15 protein-coding genes and 1 pseudogene are annotated in these 17,988 nt (G+C 68.0%); 5 read left to right on the top strand and 11 right to left on the bottom strand.

What is annotated here, in order from left to right; translation table 11 throughout:
* Window position 1: 1 nt before the first annotated feature.
* The 8 genes and pseudogenes from KME78_RS18345 to KME78_RS66175 form a co-directional block, all read right to left on the bottom strand.
* Window positions 2-1,441, bottom strand: a complete 1,440-nt coding sequence (locus tag KME78_RS18345; protein WP_219530283.1) for an ankyrin repeat domain-containing protein — start codon at window positions 1,439-1,441, stop codon at window positions 2-4.
* A 165-nt stretch (window positions 1,442-1,606) separates the two neighbouring features.
* Complete coding sequence (locus KME78_RS18340) at window positions 1,607-2,467, bottom strand: ABC transporter permease (protein ID WP_219530282.1); 861 nt, start codon at window positions 2,465-2,467, stop codon at window positions 1,607-1,609.
* Window positions 2,427-3,254 carry an ABC transporter ATP-binding protein gene (locus KME78_RS18335; RefSeq protein ID WP_219530281.1) on the bottom strand — a complete coding sequence of 276 codons (828 nt, stop codon included), beginning with the start codon at window positions 3,252-3,254 and terminating at the stop codon, window positions 2,427-2,429. Before KME78_RS18335 ends, KME78_RS18340 begins: the two co-directional genes overlap by 41 nt.
* Window positions 3,251-3,706, bottom strand: a complete 456-nt coding sequence (locus tag KME78_RS18330; RefSeq protein ID WP_219530280.1) for a MarR family winged helix-turn-helix transcriptional regulator — start codon at window positions 3,704-3,706, stop codon at window positions 3,251-3,253. Before KME78_RS18330 ends, KME78_RS18335 begins: the two co-directional genes overlap by 4 nt.
* Before the next feature lie 27 nt (window positions 3,707-3,733).
* Window positions 3,734-4,438, bottom strand: a complete 705-nt coding sequence (locus KME78_RS18325; RefSeq protein WP_308127006.1) for a class I SAM-dependent methyltransferase — start codon at window positions 4,436-4,438, stop codon at window positions 3,734-3,736.
* Between the two features lie 108 nt (window positions 4,439-4,546).
* A complete protein-coding gene (locus KME78_RS18320; RefSeq protein ID WP_219530279.1) occupies window positions 4,547-5,737 on the bottom strand; it encodes a mannonate dehydratase in 1,191 nt (396 codons plus the stop codon).
* Window positions 5,738-6,171: 434 nt separating this feature from the next.
* Window positions 6,172-6,909: a LysR substrate-binding domain-containing protein gene (locus KME78_RS18315; RefSeq protein WP_308127031.1), complete on the bottom strand. Its 738-nt coding sequence runs from the start codon at window positions 6,907-6,909 to the stop codon at window positions 6,172-6,174.
* Window positions 6,898-7,044, bottom strand: a pseudogene (locus KME78_RS66175) (LysR family transcriptional regulator); the annotation flags it as partial. The gene KME78_RS18315 and the pseudogene KME78_RS66175, both read right to left, overlap by 12 nt.
* A gap of 274 nt (window positions 7,045-7,318) precedes the next feature.
* On the opposite strand from KME78_RS66175, the gene KME78_RS67960 reads away from it, so the two are divergent.
* Window positions 7,319-7,543, top strand: coding sequence for a DUF397 domain-containing protein (locus KME78_RS67960; protein ID WP_219530278.1), 225 nt, complete (start codon window positions 7,319-7,321; stop codon window positions 7,541-7,543).
* Window positions 7,544-8,116: 573 nt separating this feature from the next.
* Window positions 8,117-10,096 carry a tetratricopeptide repeat protein gene (locus KME78_RS18305; RefSeq protein WP_219530277.1) on the top strand — a complete coding sequence of 660 codons (1,980 nt, stop codon included), beginning with the start codon at window positions 8,117-8,119 and terminating at the stop codon, window positions 10,094-10,096.
* Between the two features lie 138 nt (window positions 10,097-10,234).
* On the opposite strand, the gene KME78_RS18300 is transcribed toward KME78_RS18305, so the two are convergent.
* On the bottom strand, window positions 10,235-13,375 hold the full coding sequence (locus tag KME78_RS18300) for an AfsR/SARP family transcriptional regulator (RefSeq protein ID WP_219530276.1): 3,141 nt from the start codon (window positions 13,373-13,375) through the stop codon (window positions 10,235-10,237).
* A gap of 313 nt (window positions 13,376-13,688) precedes the next feature.
* Here KME78_RS18300 and KME78_RS18295 point away from each other — a divergent pair, with 313 nt between their 5' ends.
* Both KME78_RS18295 and KME78_RS18290 read left to right on the top strand, forming a co-directional pair.
* Window positions 13,689-14,813, top strand: coding sequence for a hypothetical protein (locus KME78_RS18295; RefSeq protein WP_308127005.1), 1,125 nt, complete (start codon window positions 13,689-13,691; stop codon window positions 14,811-14,813).
* A gap of 10 nt (window positions 14,814-14,823) precedes the next feature.
* Complete coding sequence (locus KME78_RS18290) at window positions 14,824-15,762, top strand: carbohydrate kinase family protein (RefSeq protein ID WP_219530274.1); 939 nt, start codon at window positions 14,824-14,826, stop codon at window positions 15,760-15,762.
* Here the strand turns inward: KME78_RS18290 and KME78_RS18285 are convergent.
* Together KME78_RS18285 and KME78_RS64365 are read right to left on the bottom strand one after the other, a co-directional pair.
* Window positions 15,706-16,938, bottom strand: coding sequence for an alanine--tRNA ligase-related protein (locus KME78_RS18285; RefSeq protein ID WP_219530273.1), 1,233 nt, complete (start codon window positions 16,936-16,938; stop codon window positions 15,706-15,708). The genes KME78_RS18290 and KME78_RS18285 overlap by 57 nt on opposite strands.
* Before the next feature lie 101 nt (window positions 16,939-17,039).
* Window positions 17,040-17,519 carry a helix-turn-helix domain-containing protein gene (locus tag KME78_RS64365; protein WP_308127004.1) on the bottom strand — a complete coding sequence of 160 codons (480 nt, stop codon included), beginning with the start codon at window positions 17,517-17,519 and terminating at the stop codon, window positions 17,040-17,042.
* 30 nt (window positions 17,520-17,549) lie between these two features.
* Between KME78_RS64365 and KME78_RS64360 the strand changes: the two genes are divergently transcribed.
* Window positions 17,550-17,858 (top strand): hypothetical protein, encoded by a 309-nt coding sequence (locus KME78_RS64360; protein ID WP_246651301.1) that lies wholly within the window; start codon window positions 17,550-17,552, stop codon window positions 17,856-17,858.
* The last annotated feature ends 130 nt before the right edge of the window (window positions 17,859-17,988 follow it).

Here is a 17,988-nt window from a genome sequence, read left to right as displayed (position 1 = left end):
ATCACCCCAGATTCCGCAGGTAAGTCGCCACGCGGTGCTTGCCGCCGTGCTCGGCCCAGCCGAGTGGGGTCGAGTCGTACGCGGTGTCCTTGATCGTGGGGTCGGCGCCGAGCTCGATCAGTGTCCTGGCCGTCTCGACGTCGTCGTTCCAGGCTGCCGCGTGCAGCGGGGTGGATCGGTGCAGGAGGTTCACGTCGAAGCCGAGACCGGCGAGCAGTCGCACCGCCGCGGGCTTGCGCTGCTCGGCCGCGCTGGTGATCAGTCCGGGGGATCGGGCGAGCGCTCGCGCCAGCGGTTCGGGGCCGAATCCGGCCACCGCGTCGGCATCGGCGCGCATGCAGGCGGCGGTGAACGCCTCCATCTCGTCCAGCGTCGCGGAGGCGCCCGCCGCGGCGAGGGTCTCCGCGACCTCGGTGTGTCCGTTCAGCAGGGCGAGCTCGTACGGTGTGCGTCCGCCGTACGCCGGATGCCCGCCCAGGCCGTTCACCTCGGCGCCGTGCGCCAGGAGCAGCCGGGCCCGTCGCGGGCAGCCCCGCAGCGCGGCGGTGGCCAGTTCGTCACGCATGAGCTGCCGCGGGGACTGCAGCGTCGGTCCCATGCGGGCATGCCACGGTCCGCCGTCACCGCGGCCCAGTCCGTACTCCAGCAGCAGCTCAAGGTGGGTGGTGTCGTCGGGGCAGGCGCCGCCGAGCCCGAGGTTGTACAGGGCCTGGCTGTCGTTGGGGTCCGCTCCGGCCTCCAGCAGCAGTCTGGCCAGCGCCAGGCCCTGCGGATGCGGCGGCTGGTGGCCTTCTCCGCCGCCGAACGCGCCGGTGAGCGCGGTGAACGGCGAGGGCAGCCCATCCCACAGGAATCCGGTGTTCGGGTCCGCGCCGTGCTTGAGGAGGAGCCGGGCCGCGGTCACGTAGCTGCCGAGAGTGACGAGCCGCGCGTAGGCCAGGTACAGCAGCGGTTCCCACGCGAACGGGCCGCCCTGCGTCCGGGCCAGCCCCGGATTCTCGGCGAGGACGTCGGCCAGCGCATCGGCCGAGCCGGTGGCCGCCATCGTGAAGACGTTCGTGGTGGGCAACTGTGGGTGTTGGGCCAGCAGTCGGTCGGCGTCCTCGGTCCGGCCCGGGTAGTCCGTGCCGTAGGTGAGGCAGGCGAGCCGCAGGAACTCCTCCGGCAACTCCTCCCTCGGCGCGACCCGGTGCGGCGACCGGGAGTAGTGCTCGATGGTGCCGATGTGCTCTTTCAGCCTGGGCCAGGTCGCGAAGCCGTACATGCGGGCGGTGACGAGTTGCGCGTCGGACAGCTTGAGCGTCTCCGGACTTCGGGGATGGAACTCGTTGACGAGCCCGAGCGCCTCAGGAACTCCCGCCCGTACGTCCCGCAGGAGTGTCTTGGCCTGCTTGCGGAGCTGTTCGATGCTGGGGTTGTCGGGCAGGCGATGGACAGGCATGAAAGCCTCCTTTCCGTCTGGCCTGAGGTCCGCATGATCAGGCTGGAAAAGAGGTCGGGCCGGGTCGTTCGATGAGCATCAGGTGGGCTTAGCCCTTCCCGCGGACCGGTGGCGCCCTGAGCGCGCGCCACCCAGCCTACTCCTCATCGCGCTCTCGGAGCCGAGTCATCGCGCCAGCCGCCCCAGCAGGCAGGACGCCGCCGTGATGCCGATCGTCGAGGCCGCGAGCAGCACCACGAAGTCCAGCGGCAGGTCCGAGGGGATGCCGAGCAGCAGCCCGCGCAGCGCGTCGACCTCGTAGCTGAGGGGGTTGATCACGCTGATGTACCGCAGCCAGTCCGGCATGGCCGTGGTCGGGTAGAGGGCGTTGGACGCGAAGAACAGCGGCATGGTGATGGCCTGCCCGATCCCCATCAGCCGGTCGCGGGTCAGCACGATCCCGGCGATCGTCACCGACAGGCAGGAGAAGAACGCCGAGCCGAGCAGCACGACCACGATCACGCCGGCCAGGCGCAGGGGGTTCCAGGTCATGCTCACGCCCAGCAGCGCGGCGATGAGCACCACGACCACCGCCTGGATCATCGCCTTCACCCCGGCGGCGAACGCCTTGCCGGTGACCAGCGCGACCCGCGGGGTCGGCGTGACCAGGAGCTTGGTCAGGACGCCCGAGTCGCGTTCCCAAATGATCTGGATGCCGTAGAAGATGGCGATGAACATGGTGGACTGGGCGATGATCCCGGGGGCCAGATAGTCCAGGTACGGGATGCCGCCGGTCGGGATCACCTTGATGCGGGTGAAGGTCTCGCCGAAGATCAGCAGCCACAGGGCGGGCTGGATCGCGCGGGTGTACAGCTCGGTGCGATCGTGGCGCAGCTTCTGCAGCTCCACCACGCACATCGCGGTGACCCTGGCGGGCAGCACGCGCCACCCCGTACGGGGGCGGGGCGGAACGAGCAGCAGGTCAAGACCGCCGACACCGGTCATTTCAGCCGACGCGGGAGGCGGTGTTGCGGGTACGTCGGACATCGCGGAACTCCCCTCCTCCGTCTTCGAGGCCGCTGCCGGCGACGTCACGGAAGACGTCCTCCAGCGTCGGCACCGAGCCGTCGCCGAGGCGGGCGCGCAGGTCGTCGGTGAGCTGTTCCGGCGTGCCGAGCGCCCGTACGCGTCCGTGGTGCATGAGCGCGATCCGGTCGCAGTACTGGTCGGCCTCGTCCATGTAGTGCGTGGTGACCAGGACGGTCATCCCGGTGGCGGCGCGTACCGCCATGATGTGCTCCCACACGCTGGTGCGGGCGATGGGGTCGAGCCCGATCGTCGGCTCGTCGAGCATGAGCAGGCGTGGGGCGCTGACCAGCGCCTGGGCGAGTTCGAGGCGGCGTACCATGCCGCCGGAGTAGGTGGCGGCCAGCCGGTCGGCGGCGTCGGCGAGCCCGACCGCCTCCAGCGCCTGGCCGACCCGGGCCACCCGCTCACGCCGGGGGACGTCGAAAACGCGGGCGAACAGGGAGACGTTCTCGCGGCCCGTCAGGCCCGCGTCCGCCGACAGTTGCTGGGGGACGTAGCCCAGCAGGCGGCGCACCGCCATCTGTTCGGTGGCCGCGTCGTGCCCGAACACCCGCACCATCCCGGTCGGGACGGGCAGCAGCGTGGTCACGCAGCGGATGGCGGTGGTCTTGCCCGCGCCGTTGGGACCGAGTAGCCCGAACACCTCGCCGGAGACCACCGTCAGATCGAGGCCGTCCACGGCCTTGGTCTGACCGAAGGCGTAGCTCAGGCCGGTACAGCTGACCGCCGGCGGGTCGTCCCTCATGCCATCTCCATCTCCTCGTGCAGTCCCTCGGCCAGCCTGCGCAGCGCAGGGAGCGCGACGCTCAGCGCGGCCCGGTCCTCCTCACTGAGCCGTTCGATCTGCTCGCGAACGAGCGCGGCGCGCCGCTCCTCCCAGGCCCGCAGCCGCGCCTCGGCCTCGGGGGTGGGCAGCAGCCGGGCGGAGCGGCGGTCGTCATGGCCGGTCTCGCGGCGCAGTAGCCCGGCGGCCGTGAGCTGGTTGACCAGCGTGGACACCGAGTTCCCCGCCAGGTAGAGCTCCTTGGCCGCCGCCGAGACCCCGATGCCGGGGTTGGCCGCGACCAGCCGCAGCAGCTCGACCTGGGCGCCGCGCAGCCGCGGCCCGGTCATCCCCTGGCGCAACCTGCGCCGGACCAGCCGCTGAATGCTGGTCAGGACGCCGACGAGGGCGTCGGGAAGGTCCGTTTTGTCCATACGAAAAATATTAGCTCTGCTCACGAGCTAATGAGAAGTCCCTCGTACGTAGTAGGAGTTGACCGCAGGCTGGCCGGTGTAGTTGGGACCGGCCTGATCGTCAGAACCCTGGTAGCGGTACGGCAAGTCGATGAGGCGCCGGCCCGTCCAGCTGATCCGCCGGGTGCGGCCGTCGTACCGCACGCCCTGCGAGCGCAGGGACGTGGTGAGGTGGCGGCCGGCGGGTGTGCCATCCCCGAGACGGATCGAGCGAACGTCGAAGTTCGCGATGAACAGGCCGTCATCGGCGAGCCACGTGCCGATCCTGGCGAGCACTCCGAGCTTGTCCCCGATGTAGTGCAGCCCGTGAACGCAGGTGATCAGGTCGAAGTGCTGCTCGGGCTCCCAGGTGACGACGGAGGCGGTGATCAGTCGCAGGCGCGGCGGGCTCGGGGAGCGGGCGAAGAAGTCGACCAGGTCGACGCCGACGATCTCGACATCGTCATCGTCCTCGTCATCATCGCCGTCGCCGTCGCCGTCGCCGTCGCTGAGAAGGTCGGCGGCCTGGCCGAGGGCGTTCCCCGTCCCGCAGCACAGATCGAGCCAACGCACCGGCCGCTGCCTGGAACGCAGCGTGTCGAGGACATTGATGCCCAGCTCCCGGTCGTAGCCGGGCAGGCGTCGTTCGCGATTCATCCGGCAGTTGGCCACGACGGAGGAGCGTTCGAGCGCGTCGTCGTCAAGCAGATCCACGGGACCATAGTGCCCGGATGATCACGCCTCGCGTGCGCCAGGCCAGGGCTGCCGGGGGCGGAACCTGCTCCGCCCCGGAACAGCGATCTTGTCGACGCCGTGGAACGGCTACTCTCGGGGGTTCCGTCGCGCTGCTCGGTGTTCGGCGGCCGCGATCATGCCGAGGATGTAGCCGTATCCCTGCGCGTAGGCCTGCGACTTCGATGGGTCGGCGTCACTCGGAGGTACGTGGTCGGGGTCGATCGCCCCGTCGTATCCCGCGTCGGCCAGGATGTTGATGATCTCCGCGTGGTCGATGTCACCCTCGTCGCCCCAGGTCTCGACGAAGTCGTTGCGCCGCCCCTTGATGTTGCGCAGGTGGATGTTGAACACGCGCTTGGTGGCGGCCAGCTTCTGGACGATGGGGTAGATCTCCCGCTTCGGGTTCCACAGCATCTCCGCCAGCGTCCCGCAGCAGAGGTTGAGGCCGTGGTAGCGGTTGCTGCGCAGGTCCAGGAACCTGAACAGGCCCTTGCCGCCGGGGACGCTGAGGACGTTCTCGACCACGCCGCGGTACCCGCCCGGCGGCGTTCCCGGATCCTGGGGGTGGCAGGCGAGACGCACTTTGTACTGCTCCGCCACCGGGACGACCCGCTCGAGGAAGTAGTCGATGCGCTCCCAGTACGTGTCGGGATCGACCTTGCCCGCGATGGTGTCCGGCAGGTTGTAGTCGAGGTCGCTCGCCCGGAACTGGCGTAGCTTCGATCCCCCGCGGCCGGGCACCTCACCCGTGGTCATCACACCCAGGATGCTCATGTTGTATTTGATGGTTCCGACGCCGGCACGGCCACAGGCCTCGATCATCCGCTGAATGTCCTCGATGTCCCGGTCCCGCTCAGGACTCTTGCCCATCATGATCGCGGGACGGAAGTCGGTGTCGATCAATGATGATTCGAGGAACGGCAGGGCGACCATGTCCATCACCAGGCCCTGGCTCTCGATGCGCGCCTTCTCCTGCTCCACCTCGGACACGAGCCAATACCCGCGATCGCCGGTCTTCTGGTCGTAGGGCGGGTCCACCGGGTAGCCGCACACTCGGGCGACGCCGTGGCGCTTGAACTCCAGGAGCGCGGCCTCAGACGGCGAACGCCTCTGGGTGCCCAGCACCATGCGTGGCTTGGCGGTGTTGCCCTGGTCTTGGGCGTCGGCGGATGCTGCCGCGGCAGGGCCTGGCGAGGCCATCATCGATGCGAGGCCGACCCCGGCCGTCGCGGCGCCGGCGCGGAACAGTGATCTGCGATCCACGTTGCTCGATTCCATGTGCGGTGTCCCTTCTGGGGGGTTGGACCGAAGCGTGATGCCGAAACCCCGGTATGCAACGAGATGGCTGAGGGGAAGGACGCCGCGTTGTCATGAGTTCGGGCTCACCAGAGGAACCGCACTCCGAGCACCATTTCGACACCTCGTTGACGATGTCCACTCACTCGCAGGTCCGCGCGACGCGAATCGAACCACACCTGGCCCAGCCATGCCGAGTTCCGCCTCGGGGTTCGTCGCCGACGAGTCGATCGTCAAAGTGGGTGGGTCACGGGGAACGCGAGCAGGCCGGTGGTCAATCGGCCGGCCGGTTCGGAAGGGGGGTCAGCGCCACGCCGTCACGCTAAGGAGCATTGATGATGCTTGTCCAAGAGCATTTCCGCATCACTTGATACCGTGATGGCATCATCGGCGGCGGCGCTCAGTGAACACCAAGGTCACCGCGTGGGCGGACCATCGGGGCAACCGCTCCTCAGGGCGTGCAGCACCCGGCTGAGCGCTGGGTTACGCGAGTGCCGCGACCACAGTAGGTGCAGTTCGACAGGTTCGGGATGGCGAGTGGTCAGGGGTACGTACTCCACGCCCGGGACGTTGTTCAGGGCGGCGGAAGCGGGAACGAAGGCGATACCACGACCGGCGGACACCAACCACAGCATGGTGAGCACCTGGCTCACGCTGTGCACCACTCGTTCCTGGGCCAGCGGCACAGTGCTGACCACCAGGTCGTAGAAGTAGCGAGCTCGCTGCTGCCCGTGGAAGATCAACGGCTCGGTGCCGAGGTCGTCGGCGTGCGCGGGCCGATCGAGTCGGGTCAGCCGGTGCCCGGCGGGCACCGCCAGCAACAGTGCCTCGCGATACACCAAGAGGGAATCGAACAACTCGGGGTCGAACGGTGGGCGTGCCAGGCCGAGGTCGAGGTCCTCGCCGGCGAGAGCTGCGACCTGCTCGCGGGTCACCATCTCAAACAGTTCGATCTGTACGTCCGGCAGTTCGTGTTCGAGCCGGTTGAGCATACGGCCAAGGACACTGAACGTGGCCGTGGCCGTGAAGCCGAGGCGAATCAAGCCGCAGGTGCCGAAGTGAACGCGCTGCGCCAGATCGGACGCGGCTTCGGCGATGGCCAGAATGCGCCGCGCCTCGCCGAGGAAGGCCTCACCGGCCGGCGTGAGCGCCACGCGCCGGTTGTCACGTTCGAGCAGTTGCACACCCACGGCTGATTCGAGTTTCCGGATCTGCCGACTCAGCGGCGGCTGGGTCATGCGAAGCCGCATGGCCGCCCGACCAAAGTGCAGTTCCTCGGCTACGGCGACAAAGCCTCGGAGTTACTCAAAGGTGTACATCATCCAGGGAAGATATCTCTCCCTACACAAAGGGGGTTAACGCGGCCATAGGCTGTGCCCACTCTCAGTCAAACAGGTTCCGGTCCTGTGTACGACGAGGCGCGGCCATCGACCTGGTGCTCGACCGGGCCAGGGAGAACCGCTGGCCACGTGGACCTACCGGTTCCTGGTCGCCGCCTTTCCGGACGGCTCTGGCACCCGATGACTCGGTGTCTCTGATCAAGGACGCGACGAAGGCGAGGCGATGACTGACGAGTGCGTCCAAATGAAGCCAAGTGGCGCAGGCGTCGCCTTACATGATTCGAAAAACCCCTTCGGTCCCGAATTTCAGGCAGGTGCAGATACCTGGAGGCCATTCCTCACCGGGGCCAAGAGCGACTACTTCGAGTTACCAGCGCCCCCATCCGCAGTAACGGGCCGGACGACGAGACGCTCATCTTCACCAGCGCAGAGTGGCAGGCATGGTTAGACGGCGCCAAGGACGGCGAATTCGACCATCTGGCATAAGCCGTGCGACGTTGGCGGAGACAGGTCTCGTCGCCGAGCACGAACATCAGCAAAGGCGCGAGCTGACGCCAGGCGGGGAGACCTCGCGATCGGCGATACGCCGCAGGTCGGCGTAACGGCATCCCACAGCTCTGGCGAAGGCCTATGTCTTTGGCCGGCCGGTAATGGCCGCACACCGAATCTCCGATTGGCGACCGTTTTACCGCGCTGTCGCGTAGTTCTCCTGTGGGCGTTCCGGCTGGTGCAGGCCAATCTCACAGTCATGCCAGCGACAGAATACAGAGCGTCATGCCCGACATGAACCCTCGGTATATTGCAGCATGTTTTTTCATCCGTCATTGTTGCAGCTGATGTCCGTATTCCGGGCTGCTCCGTCCGCATGGAGCGGACGCCGGGCCGAGGCGTGGATTGGTGTCGAAACGGCGTGATAGCCAAGAGAAAGCTGTCAGAAATTGTGTACAACGAGGCGGGTGGGATAGTTTATGGTTCGCTTGTCCAAGCCCGTGACATATTGGGCGGAGTCCATTTCCACGAAGTGACCTCCCTGCCCGCGCCGAGCCAACTTCCCCCGCGCCCGCGCCTGGTCGACCGCGAAGCCGCCATCGCCGAGTTGGAGGCCCTGCGGGAGGACACGACAGATGCACCGATCACCGCGCTGATAACGGGTTCTGTGGGCGTGGGCAAGTCCGTGCTGGCCCTGAGCTGGGCGCACATGATCCGCTCGCACTACCCGGACGGGCAGTTGTACGCCGAACTACGTGGACATTCGGACGGCGCCCCGGCCTCCCCCCAGGAGGTGCTGGGCGACTTCCTGCATGCCCTCGGCATCCCGGCAGAGCTCATACCGGGTGATACCGCCCAGCGTGCGGCGCTGTATCGGACAGTGACCCATGACCAGCGGCTTCTCGTCGTGCTCGACGACGCGTTCACAGCCGCTCAGGTGCGGCCGCTGCTCCCAGCCTCACCGGCGAGCATCACCGTGGTGACCAGCAGGTACCGGCTGGCAGGTCTGGTGGTCCAGGGAGCGCGTGGGGTGTACATCGATCGCTTCGACGCTGCGGCGAGTCTCGCGCTTCTCCGCGACGCGCTGGGGAGCGACCGGCTGGATCGGCAACTTGAGGCAGCGGCCGAGCTGGTCGAACTGTGCATGCGACTGCCGCTGGCCCTGAGCGTCGCGGCGGCCCGACTGGCCGGGAGGCCAAGCTGGCCGATCCGCGCCATGGTCACCGCGCTGGCCGAGGAGCAGCAGGCGTTGACGATCGGAGACGACGTGGCACTCCGCTCCGCGCTCGACCTCTCCTACCGGGCGCTCCGCCCTGAAACTGCTCGGCTGTACCGGCTCCTCGCCCTCGTACCAGGGAGCACGTTCGGCGGGGACGCGGCGGCCGCGCTCGCCGGCATCCCCCGGGTGGAGGCCAGGCGGCTGCTCGGCGAGTTGACCGACGCGAACTTGCTGACCGATATCTCTGACGGCCGCTGTCGCTTCCATCACGCGCTGGTTCGCTTGCACGCAGCGCAACTGGTCGAAGCCGAAGACCAGCGTGAGGGCGCCGAGGGGCGGCTGCTCGCGTGGTACCTCGCCACGGCCGCGCGCGCGGAACGTCAGCTGCGGCCGTACCGTACCGGGCTGCCTCGCGATGCCGAGCCGTCTCCCGCCGAGCCGACGGACTTCGGCGGCCCGCAGGACGCGCTCGGCTGGCTGGAGTCCGAACGCACGAACCTGAGCGCCGCCGTCACCCTGGCGCACGCGCGCGGCCGGGAGGTGATGGCGTGGCAGCTCGCCGATGCCATGTGGCCGTTGTTCCTGTACATGGGCCATCACGTGGAGCGAGTCGGGGTGGAGGAGACGGGACTGGCGGCGGCGCGCGCGGCCGGGGACCTCTACGGCGAGGCGAAGATGCTGAACCGCCTGGGGCTGAGCCTGAACGACCTGGGGCGGTATGACGACGCCGTCGCGCGGTTCGACGAGGCGCTGGAGATCTGGCGCCGACTTGGTGAGCGGGAGAGGGAGGCGGGGTCGCTGCGGCGACTCGGGCTGGTCGCGGCGGGGCGGGGCGACCGCGATGCGGCCATTGCCGGGTTCACGGCCTCGATCGGCATCTTCCGAGAGTTGGGGGCCGACCGGAAGGCGGCGCTTGGGTTGATCGATCTTGCTGGGGTCCTCGTGACCCAGGGACGAGGACCTGATGCGGTGATTCACCTTGAGCAGGCACGAGGGCTGCTGCGCGGAGTGGACGACCTCTATAACCGGGCCCGCGTTGGGATCCTTCTCGGGTATGCCCAAGTCGATCACGAGCAGGCGGATCGCGAACTGCGCTCCGCGCTGGAGATGATGAATCGGCTGGGATCTTCGGTCGGCCGGGCCGCGGCCCTGGAAGGCCTGGGCGAACTGGCCCAGCGTACCGGCCGACCGGAAGAGGCGTGCCATTGCTATGAGATGGCGCTGGAAGTGCTTGGCGAAGCCAAGTCCGCGACGTATCTCCGGCTCAGGGGCCGCCTGGACCACCTCTCTTGAGGGCCCATCAGCTGCTACAACCCAACCAACCACATAAACATGTAGTGCATTCTTCTTACCTTTCGTAACTTCATGCTCTTACGGCAGCAAGTGAAGCATAGCCCCCAAGAGGCAAGAAGACCGGCTGGTGCCAGCTTTCTATCCTGCCGCATCGTGGTCATTCAGGCGATTTCGCAGGATCGCCGCCTCCGGCGTACCTAACCGCTCAAATATCCCCAAAGCTTCCCTCCACGCCTCTTCCGCCGCACTCCTCCCATGAATCCGCAAGAGACTCTCACCGAGACGCTGAAGGGAACCAGCCACCAGAGAGGGATCCGCCACATCCCTAGCCAAAGAGAGCGCCCGCCCATAAGTATCCCGAGCAAGGACAAACTGCCCACCAGCCTGCTGGGTGTCACCAATCCTCTGGAGCGCACGCGCCGTTTCATACTGATCCCCGATATCACCCGAGATAGCAAGCGCTTTCTGGAAATGGATCAGCGCTTCAGCGGTCAGTCCCATGTCCAGATACATCGACCCAATACTGCTCAACCCGTCGGCTTCGTTCCGGCGATCACCGGTCTCTCGGTAAATTGACAAGGCCTCACGATAGAAGTGCAGGGCCTCGTCGCGGCGCCCCTCAAGGACCATGACGCTGGCCACGTTGTTCAAGGCCACACCCTCGTTCTGCCGCCATCTCGCGTCCCGCATCATGGCGAGCGCGTCCCGGAACAGCCTGAGCGCCTCCCGATAATCACCACGTTTGAGGTGCAGTTCCCCGAAATTGTTCAACAACATCGCCTTGGTGGCAGCATCCCCGAGCTCCTCCACGATCTCCAGCGAGCTCTCGAAGACGGCCACCGCCTCCTCCGTACGCCCCAGGGACGAAAGCGCGATCCCCGAATGCTGCAATGCGTTCCCTTCCCCGTACCGGTCCCCCACGGCACGGAACAGCGCGAGCGCCTCCTCCGCGTACGCCAGTGCCTCGCGGTTGCGCCCGGACAGCCAGCACACGTGGGCGAGGTGGTCCAGGGCGTCAGCCTCGCCGCGCCGGTCATCGAGGGCTCGGAAGGCACCGAGACCGTTGACGGCGTGCTCGAAGGCCTCGGCGTAGTGGCCTGTGCGGCTGCGTACCAAGCTCAGTTCGAGCTCCACGCCGGCCTCCCCCTCGCGGTCACCCATCTCCTGACAACCCCGGCGAGCGAGCTCATGGATGCGGGCGGCGTCCTCCCAGTGCGCCGAACGTTCGAGGTACGTCGCGACGGCCTGCGAGAGCTGAACCGCGTGTGCCGGGAAGCCGTGGTCGGCGGAGTGGCGTACACACATCACCAGATTGACCCGCTCGGCGCGCAACCACTCGGCTGCGGAGCGCGGATCGCTCACAGACGATAGATCAGGGGTCGGATGGGCCACGTCCACGGCGGCTCTGCGCCTGTGCGGGTAGAGGATGCGGTCGGCCTGGTCGGCGGTGTAGAGGTAGAAGTCGAGCAGCCGATGTACGGCTCGCCGCGGTTCCTCCGCAGGCTCCTCCTCAGCAGCGCGTTCCCCCGCATACGCGCGGAGCAGATCGTGAAATCTGACCCGGCCGGAGTCCGGCTCCTCCACGAGGTGCCGGTCGATCAACTCCTCCAGGACGCGCTCGGCCCGCGCGAGGTCACAGCCGATCAGCGCCGCGGCCGCGCCCGCGGTGAGGTCGGCGCCGACGTGCAGGCCGAGGCGGCGGAACGCGTGCCGCCGGTCCGGAGACAGGTCCCGGTACGACAGTTCGAACGCGGTGACGAGGTCCCTGTCTCCCGCGTGCATCTCGGCCAGCCGATCCCTGGATCGGGACAGCTTCGCCACCAGGTCCCCGACGCCGCGCGCCGGCCGGTGACGGAGCTTGTTCGCCATGATCGTGACCGCGAGCGGAAGGTACCCGCACAACTGGACGAGCCGGTTGACGTCACCGGCGTCGAGCTGCCGGTCCTGGCCGACGATCCGGCGGAAGAGCAGCGCCGCCTCGGGGGGCGCCAGAGCGTCCAGCGGAAGCGGTCGCGCCCCTTCGAGGCCGGCCAGCCGCCGCCTGCTCGTGACCAGCACGAGGCAGCCGGGCGCCCCGGGAAGGAACGGCCGCACCTGGTCGGCGCCGGCCGCGTCGTCCAGCACGATCAGTATCCGGCGGTTGGCGAGCCACGCCCGCCACAGCGCCGCGCGCGGCTCCAGCGCCTCGGGAATCCGCCGGGGATCCTCTCCCAGAAGCCGCAGCAGGGCGTCGAGACCTTCGGCGGGGTCCAGTGGCGGCTGGTGGGGATCGTGCGCGCGGAGATGGAGGTACCACCGGCCGTCCGGATACCGGTCCTTCAGCCGGTGCGCCGCGTGGATGGCGAGCGCCGTCTTGCCGATCCCGGCCATGCCGTCGATGGCCTCGATCACGACCGCTGAGGGGGAACGATCCAACACGGCGTACAACTGGTTCAGCTCCGTCTCCCGCCCGGTGAAGTCCTGGACATCCCTGGGCAGGTTGTCGGCGAGCGGCCCGCCGAGGGTGCGGTGGCGGGCGGGCGGTGCGGCCAGTTCCGGATCGCCGCGGAGCATGCGGTCGTACGTACCGCGAAGGGAGGGGCCGGGTTCGGCTCCGAGGTCGCCGAAGAGGCGGTGGCTGGCTCGGTGGTACGCCTCCAGCGCGTCACCCTGACGCCCGCAGCGATACAGAGCCACCATCAGATGCTCGACGAACGACTCGTCATACGGATACTGATCGACCAGCCCGTACAACTCCCCGACCAGTTCGGCGTGCCGACCCGCGTCGAGCTCCATCGCCAGGCGCGTGCCGATCGCCGCGCGGTGCTCGCTCTCCAAACTCGTCCTGAACGTCGTCACCCATTCTCCGGGTAGGCCGGAAAGCGGATCGCCCCGCCACAGATTCTCCGCTTCGCGGAGCAGGCGGAGGGCGTCTTCCGGGTTCCCGCTGTCCGCTATGGCCCGCGCCTGCACGTTAAGCTGCCGAAAACGATGCAGGTCTATCCGCTGGGGATCGACCTCCAGAACGTAAGCCCCGGAACGGTAACTCAGCCGCGCCCGGGTATCGCCGAAGCGCCGATTCAGGCGGCCGCGCAGCCGGGCGATATAGCTGTGGACGCTCTCCCGCGCCTTTGCCGGCGGCGCGTCGCCCCAGACCCGGTTGATCATGGTCTCTATGGACACGGGCTGCCCGGGCGACAGGAGCAGGATCGCCAGCACGTACCGCTCCTTGGCAGATCCGAGCTCACATGCCTCCCCGTCTGCCCACAACTCCACGGAGCCGAGTATTCGGAACTCCATGAGTGTCCTTTCACCGCTAAAGGCTCACGTGTCGCCAGTTTCCCGCGTATTCGCTTAATGGTCCATACGCACCTTTGATCTGACTCTTCAACTTCACGATTGTTGCAAGGTTTTGTCCAGGAATGCGGTCGACTCTTGGATTGAGCCGTTAAGACGGGGATTACGGCCGGGGCGAATACGGCGACAGGAAACCGCGCCGTACACGAAAAATGGGGGGTTCGAAAGCCCGATGTCCTGTTCAGAGGGGTACCGCGTGCCAGTAGGGCCAGATGCGGCGCGCTGGGTGACGCGCCGCGGCCTGCGGACTGTACTCGTGATCGTTCACACGGTCACCGCCGGGCAGCGTCTGCTGGACGTCGTCCGTCTTCTCGCCGCCGACCTGCGCGTCCAGGTGGTGTTCACCATGGGCCCGGACGTCTTCGGCAACGGGGTGAGCGAGTTGCTCGGACGCATCGGCGGCGTGGTGATGCCGTGGCAACTGGCCATCCGCGAGCGCTTCGACCTCGCCGTCTCCGCGGCCTACGGGGGGATCGAGGACATCCACGCGCCGCTCGTGGTCATCCCGCACGGCGCGGGCTACAACAAGCGGGTCAGCCGCCGGCTGGGCGGCGGCGCCGTCGCGGCCCGCGGCGTGTACGGGCTCAGCGCCCAGGAGTTGGTCCGGGACGGCATGGTGGTCCCGTCGGCGATCGTGCTCGCCCACGACGCGGAGCGCGGGCGGCTGGCGCGGAGCTGTCCGGAGGCGGTCGCGGTCGCCGAGGTCGTCGGCGACGCCTCTCATGACCGGCTGGTCGCCAGCGCGGGCGAGCGACGCGCCTACCGCCAGGCCCTCGGCATCCAGGACGATCGCGAACTCGTGGTGGTGACCTCGACCTGGGGAACGCGGTCCCTCTTCGGGCAGCGTGCGGAGCTGATCCGGCGGATGCTGGCCGAGCTGCCCCGCGACCGTTACCGTGTGGCCGCGCTCTTCCACCCGAACGTCTGGTTCGGGCACGGCATCTGGCAGGTACGAGCTTGGCTGGCCGACTGCCTCCGTGACGGGCTCGCCCTGATACCGCCCGAGGCGGACTGGCGCGGGGCGCTCGTCGCGGCCGATCACGTCGTGGGGGACCACGGCTCGGTCACGGTGTACGGCGCGGTCTGCGGCGCCTCGGTCCTGCTGGTGGGCGGTTCGGGAGACGATGTGGACCCGGAGTCCGCCGGGGGGCTGCTGGCTTCGGCCGCGCCCCGGCTACGGCCCGATCGGCCACTGACCGCGCAGTTGCGCGCGGCCGCCGCCTGCCATCGTCCGGGGCTGCATGCCGCGGTCGTGGCGCGGCTCACTTCGGCCCCCGGCCGCTTCGACCGGAACATGCGACGCCTGATGTACCGGCTGATGCGGATCACGCAGCCGCTCACCATCCCACGGACCGATCCGGTCCCTCCGCCCCATCTTTGAAGGAGAAACAATGGGCAGCAAGATAGTCGTAGCCGGTGTCAGCAGCCTCTACATGGCCATGCCGGTCGCGGAGTTCCCGCTACGGTACGCCTCGCTGCGCTTTCCCGACTGGATGCGAGCCGAGGTGTCCGGGGCCGCGTGCCACATCGCCGACACCCTGCGCGCCCTAGGCGACGAGGCCCGCCTGTGCACCTTCGTGGGTGAGGACGTCGCGGGCGAGGCGATCAACGCGTCGTTACGCACCCGAGGGCTGTTCGGTCCTGGGGTGGTGACGGCACCGAGCTCGTCGCTGGGCCTCGTGCTCGTGGCTCCGGACGGACGGCGCTCCGGGCATCCGTACGTCGCCGCAGTCAACACCGTCGAGTACCCGGTCGACGTGTTCCGCCGCCTGCTCCGCGGCGTCGATCTCGCCGTACTCACCAACACCGCGTTCGTCCGTCCCCTGCTGGGGCACGCGCGGGCGTCGGAGGTGCCGATCGCGGTCGACGTACATCTGATCACGGACGTCGAAGACGCATACAACCGTCCTTGGCTGGAGGTCGCCGACATCGTGTTCTGCAGCCACGAACGGCTGGCCGGCCCGCCGGAACAGTGGGTGGCGGGGGTCTTCGAGCGCTACCCCGGATGCGCGATCGCCGCCGTCGGACTCGGCGGGCGCGGGTGCCTCATGGGGCTACGTGATGGCACCCTGCTCGAGGCGGCGGGTGTCGCACCGCGCGGGGTGATGAGCACCTCTGGGGCGGGGGACGCGCTGTTCGCGTCGTTCCTGCATGGCTGGCTCGCCACGCGGAACCCCATCACCGCGCTCAAAGACGCCGTGCTTCATGCGGGGTGGAAGGTGGGTGACACGTTTCCCTCCGCGACCTCGCTCACGGAGGAGGAGCTGGCCCGGCTACGAGAGGACCACCCGATCACCATGTCCCTCGATCGGTGGGACACCGCCGCCTGAGGAAGGCGGGGCATCCATGAGCAGGCCGACAACGAGGTCGCGGGGCAGGCCATGGGTCTGGTGCAGGTAGTCGTAGTCCTCCTGGCGCAACTTCCCGCTGAAACCCTCTCGGGTCAGCACCTGCCGGCCTCGCCTGAGGAGCGTGGAGAACCGTCGCTCCTCATCGAGCAGCACCTCGCGCACCTGGCCGACCTCGGACGGTTGCCGGAAGTGCTCCAGTGTGTGCCCGATGAGCTCCCGAGGAAGGTCGGACAGGAGCCGGGAGGAGTCGTCGCGCCACAGAGTGGTGAGCACCCGCCGGATGAGCCGGCGCAGTACGTAGCCTCGCCCGGTGGTGGACGGCATTACCCCGTCACCGATGACCACGATGCTGGAACGCAGGTGGTCCACGATGACGCGTAACGACGACTCGTCCGTGCTCCACAAAGGCGGGATGGTCGTCATCCACGGCTGGAACACATCGGTCTCGAAGATCGACGGCTTGTCTTGCAAGATCGTGAGGAGCCGTTCCAGCCCCATCCCCGTGTCGATCCCGGACTGCGGCAGGGGTTCCAGGCTGCCGTTCTCGTGGCGGTGGTAGCGCATCCGTACGTGGTTCCACACCTCCACCCACCGCTGGTCACTGGTCGGGGTGCCCTGGGGCGGGCCGTCCCCGGTCCATACGAAGATCTCCGAGTCGGGACCACACGGACCAGTCGGGCCGTTGGACCACCAGTTGTCCTCACCGGTCAGCTCCACCGGCACGCCCAACTCGCCCCATGTCCGCAGCGACTCGGTGTCGGGCCCGACCTGCTCGTCGCCACCGAAGACGGTGACGTACAGCCGGTCCGGGCGGAGGCCGAAGCCGTCGCGCAGCAGTTCGTACCCCCATTGAATGCTCTGCTGGTGGTCGTAGTCACCCAGCGACCAGGAGCCCAGCATCTCGAACACCGTCAGGTGGGTCCTGTCACCGACCTCATCCAGGTCGGTGGTGCGCAGGCAGCGTTGCAGGTTGACCAGGCGCCGGCCGAGCGGGTGCGGGCGGCCCTCAAGGTACGGGGTGAGTGGGTGCATGCCGGAGGTGGTGAACAGCACCGAATCTCCGGAAGGCGGCAGGAGCGAGCTTCCGGTGATGCGTTGGTGGCCACGCTCCCGGAAGAAGTCGAGGAAGGTGCTGACGGTCTGATCGACGTTCATGGCAATAGGCCCTTTCGTGGTCATGAGGGACCGGAAAGGACCACGAGCACAGGGACGACGCGCCGGCGGCCGTTCCCGGTCGCCGGCGATGAAGAAAGAGGTCAGGCAGCGGCAACCGACGAGCTGGTAGCTCGTGCGGCTGCGGCGAGAGTGCGCTTGGAGACCTCCATGGGCCCGATGGTATCGAAACGACCGGTGAGTATCCCCTGAAATTTCCGGCCGACAAGGGAGCGGGAGGTCCACTCCTCATCGGACGTCACCGGCGCCCCGGGGCTACGAAGGTACCCAGGCCGCGCACCGAGAGTGGCAACCAGATCAACTGTTCCGCCAAGCGCCGCGACGTACGCACGAACGACTTCGATCCCAGATACTTCACCGCTTTCGATCCGGGAGACCCTGCCCTGGCTCACCCCGAGCGCTTTGGCGAGTTCGGCCTGTGTGACCCCTACGGCCTTGCGCATTTCGCTCAACTGATAGCCGCGCTGATATGCCTCTCGACGAGCCCGCGCCGCCAACTGGCCCGCCTCACGCTCGGCGTCATCGCCGCCCGGCTGACCGGCCCGCTGCTGCTGCGCGATCACGGCGGCGGCTTCACCCCCGCCACCGTCCAGTTGCACCGCATCTCCGCCGAGTACGCCGCCGGTGATGTCGGCGCCGCCATCACCGCGGCCCGCTGCACCCGCCCGGCCAGCCTGCCCACCACCGAACGCCGGGCTCGCTACTACACCGACCTGGCCCGCGCCCACGGACTGTCCGGCGACCGGGATCAGTGCCTGGCCGCGCTCCTGGCCGCCGAACGCCAGGCACCGCAGGAGACTCATACCCGCTCTGCCGTGCGTGACCTCGTCCAGTCGCTGCTGATCTCCGGCCGGACCAGCCCGGAACTGCGCGGTCTGGCCCTGCGCTGCGGTATCTCCTGACGTTTGCTCTCGGTGCGTCGAGGAGAGCCGGCAACTCGCTGATCACCGTGCGGAGGCGACCCGGCAGCTCATGGAGAAATAGTGCCGGGCTCTATCTCGGCCATCTGGACTGAGTCCACCAGCAGGTCCG

Source organism: Nonomuraea guangzhouensis, assembly GCF_019396345.1.
In the GTDB taxonomy this organism is placed as follows: Bacteria; Actinomycetota; Actinomycetes; order Streptosporangiales; family Streptosporangiaceae; genus Nonomuraea; species Nonomuraea guangzhouensis.
The sequence above is the reverse complement of the archived record's forward strand: the minus strand, read 5'-3'. Positions and strand labels throughout refer to the sequence as shown.

What these genes read in the sequence shown, in the direction of transcription:
- KME78_RS18340 (WP_219530282.1), bottom strand. Translation starts at nt 2,467, where the DNA reads ATGTCCGACGTACCCGCAACACCGCCTCCCGCGTCGGCTGAAATGACC.
- KME78_RS18330 (WP_219530280.1), bottom strand. Translation starts at nt 3,706, where the DNA reads ATGGACAAAACGGACCTTCCCGACGCCCTCGTCGGCGTCCTGACCAGC.
- KME78_RS18345 (WP_219530283.1), bottom strand. Translation starts at nt 1,441, where the DNA reads ATGCCTGTCCATCGCCTGCCCGACAACCCCAGCATCGAACAGCTCCGC.
- KME78_RS18335 (WP_219530281.1), bottom strand. Translation starts at nt 3,254, where the DNA reads ATGAGGGACGACCCGCCGGCGGTCAGCTGTACCGGCCTGAGCTACGCC.
- KME78_RS18320 (WP_219530279.1), bottom strand. Translation starts at nt 5,737, where the DNA reads ATGGAATCGAGCAACGTGGATCGCAGATCACTGTTCCGCGCCGGCGCC.
- KME78_RS67960 (WP_219530278.1), top strand. Translation starts at nt 7,319, where the DNA reads ATGACTGACGAGTGCGTCCAAATGAAGCCAAGTGGCGCAGGCGTCGCC.
- KME78_RS18285 (WP_219530273.1), bottom strand. Translation starts at nt 16,938, where the DNA reads ATGAACGTCGATCAGACCGTCAGCACCTTCCTCGACTTCTTCCGGGAG.
- KME78_RS18300 (WP_219530276.1), bottom strand. Translation starts at nt 13,375, where the DNA reads ATGGAGTTCCGAATACTCGGCTCCGTGGAGTTGTGGGCAGACGGGGAG.
- KME78_RS18290 (WP_219530274.1), top strand. Translation starts at nt 14,824, where the DNA reads ATGGGCAGCAAGATAGTCGTAGCCGGTGTCAGCAGCCTCTACATGGCC.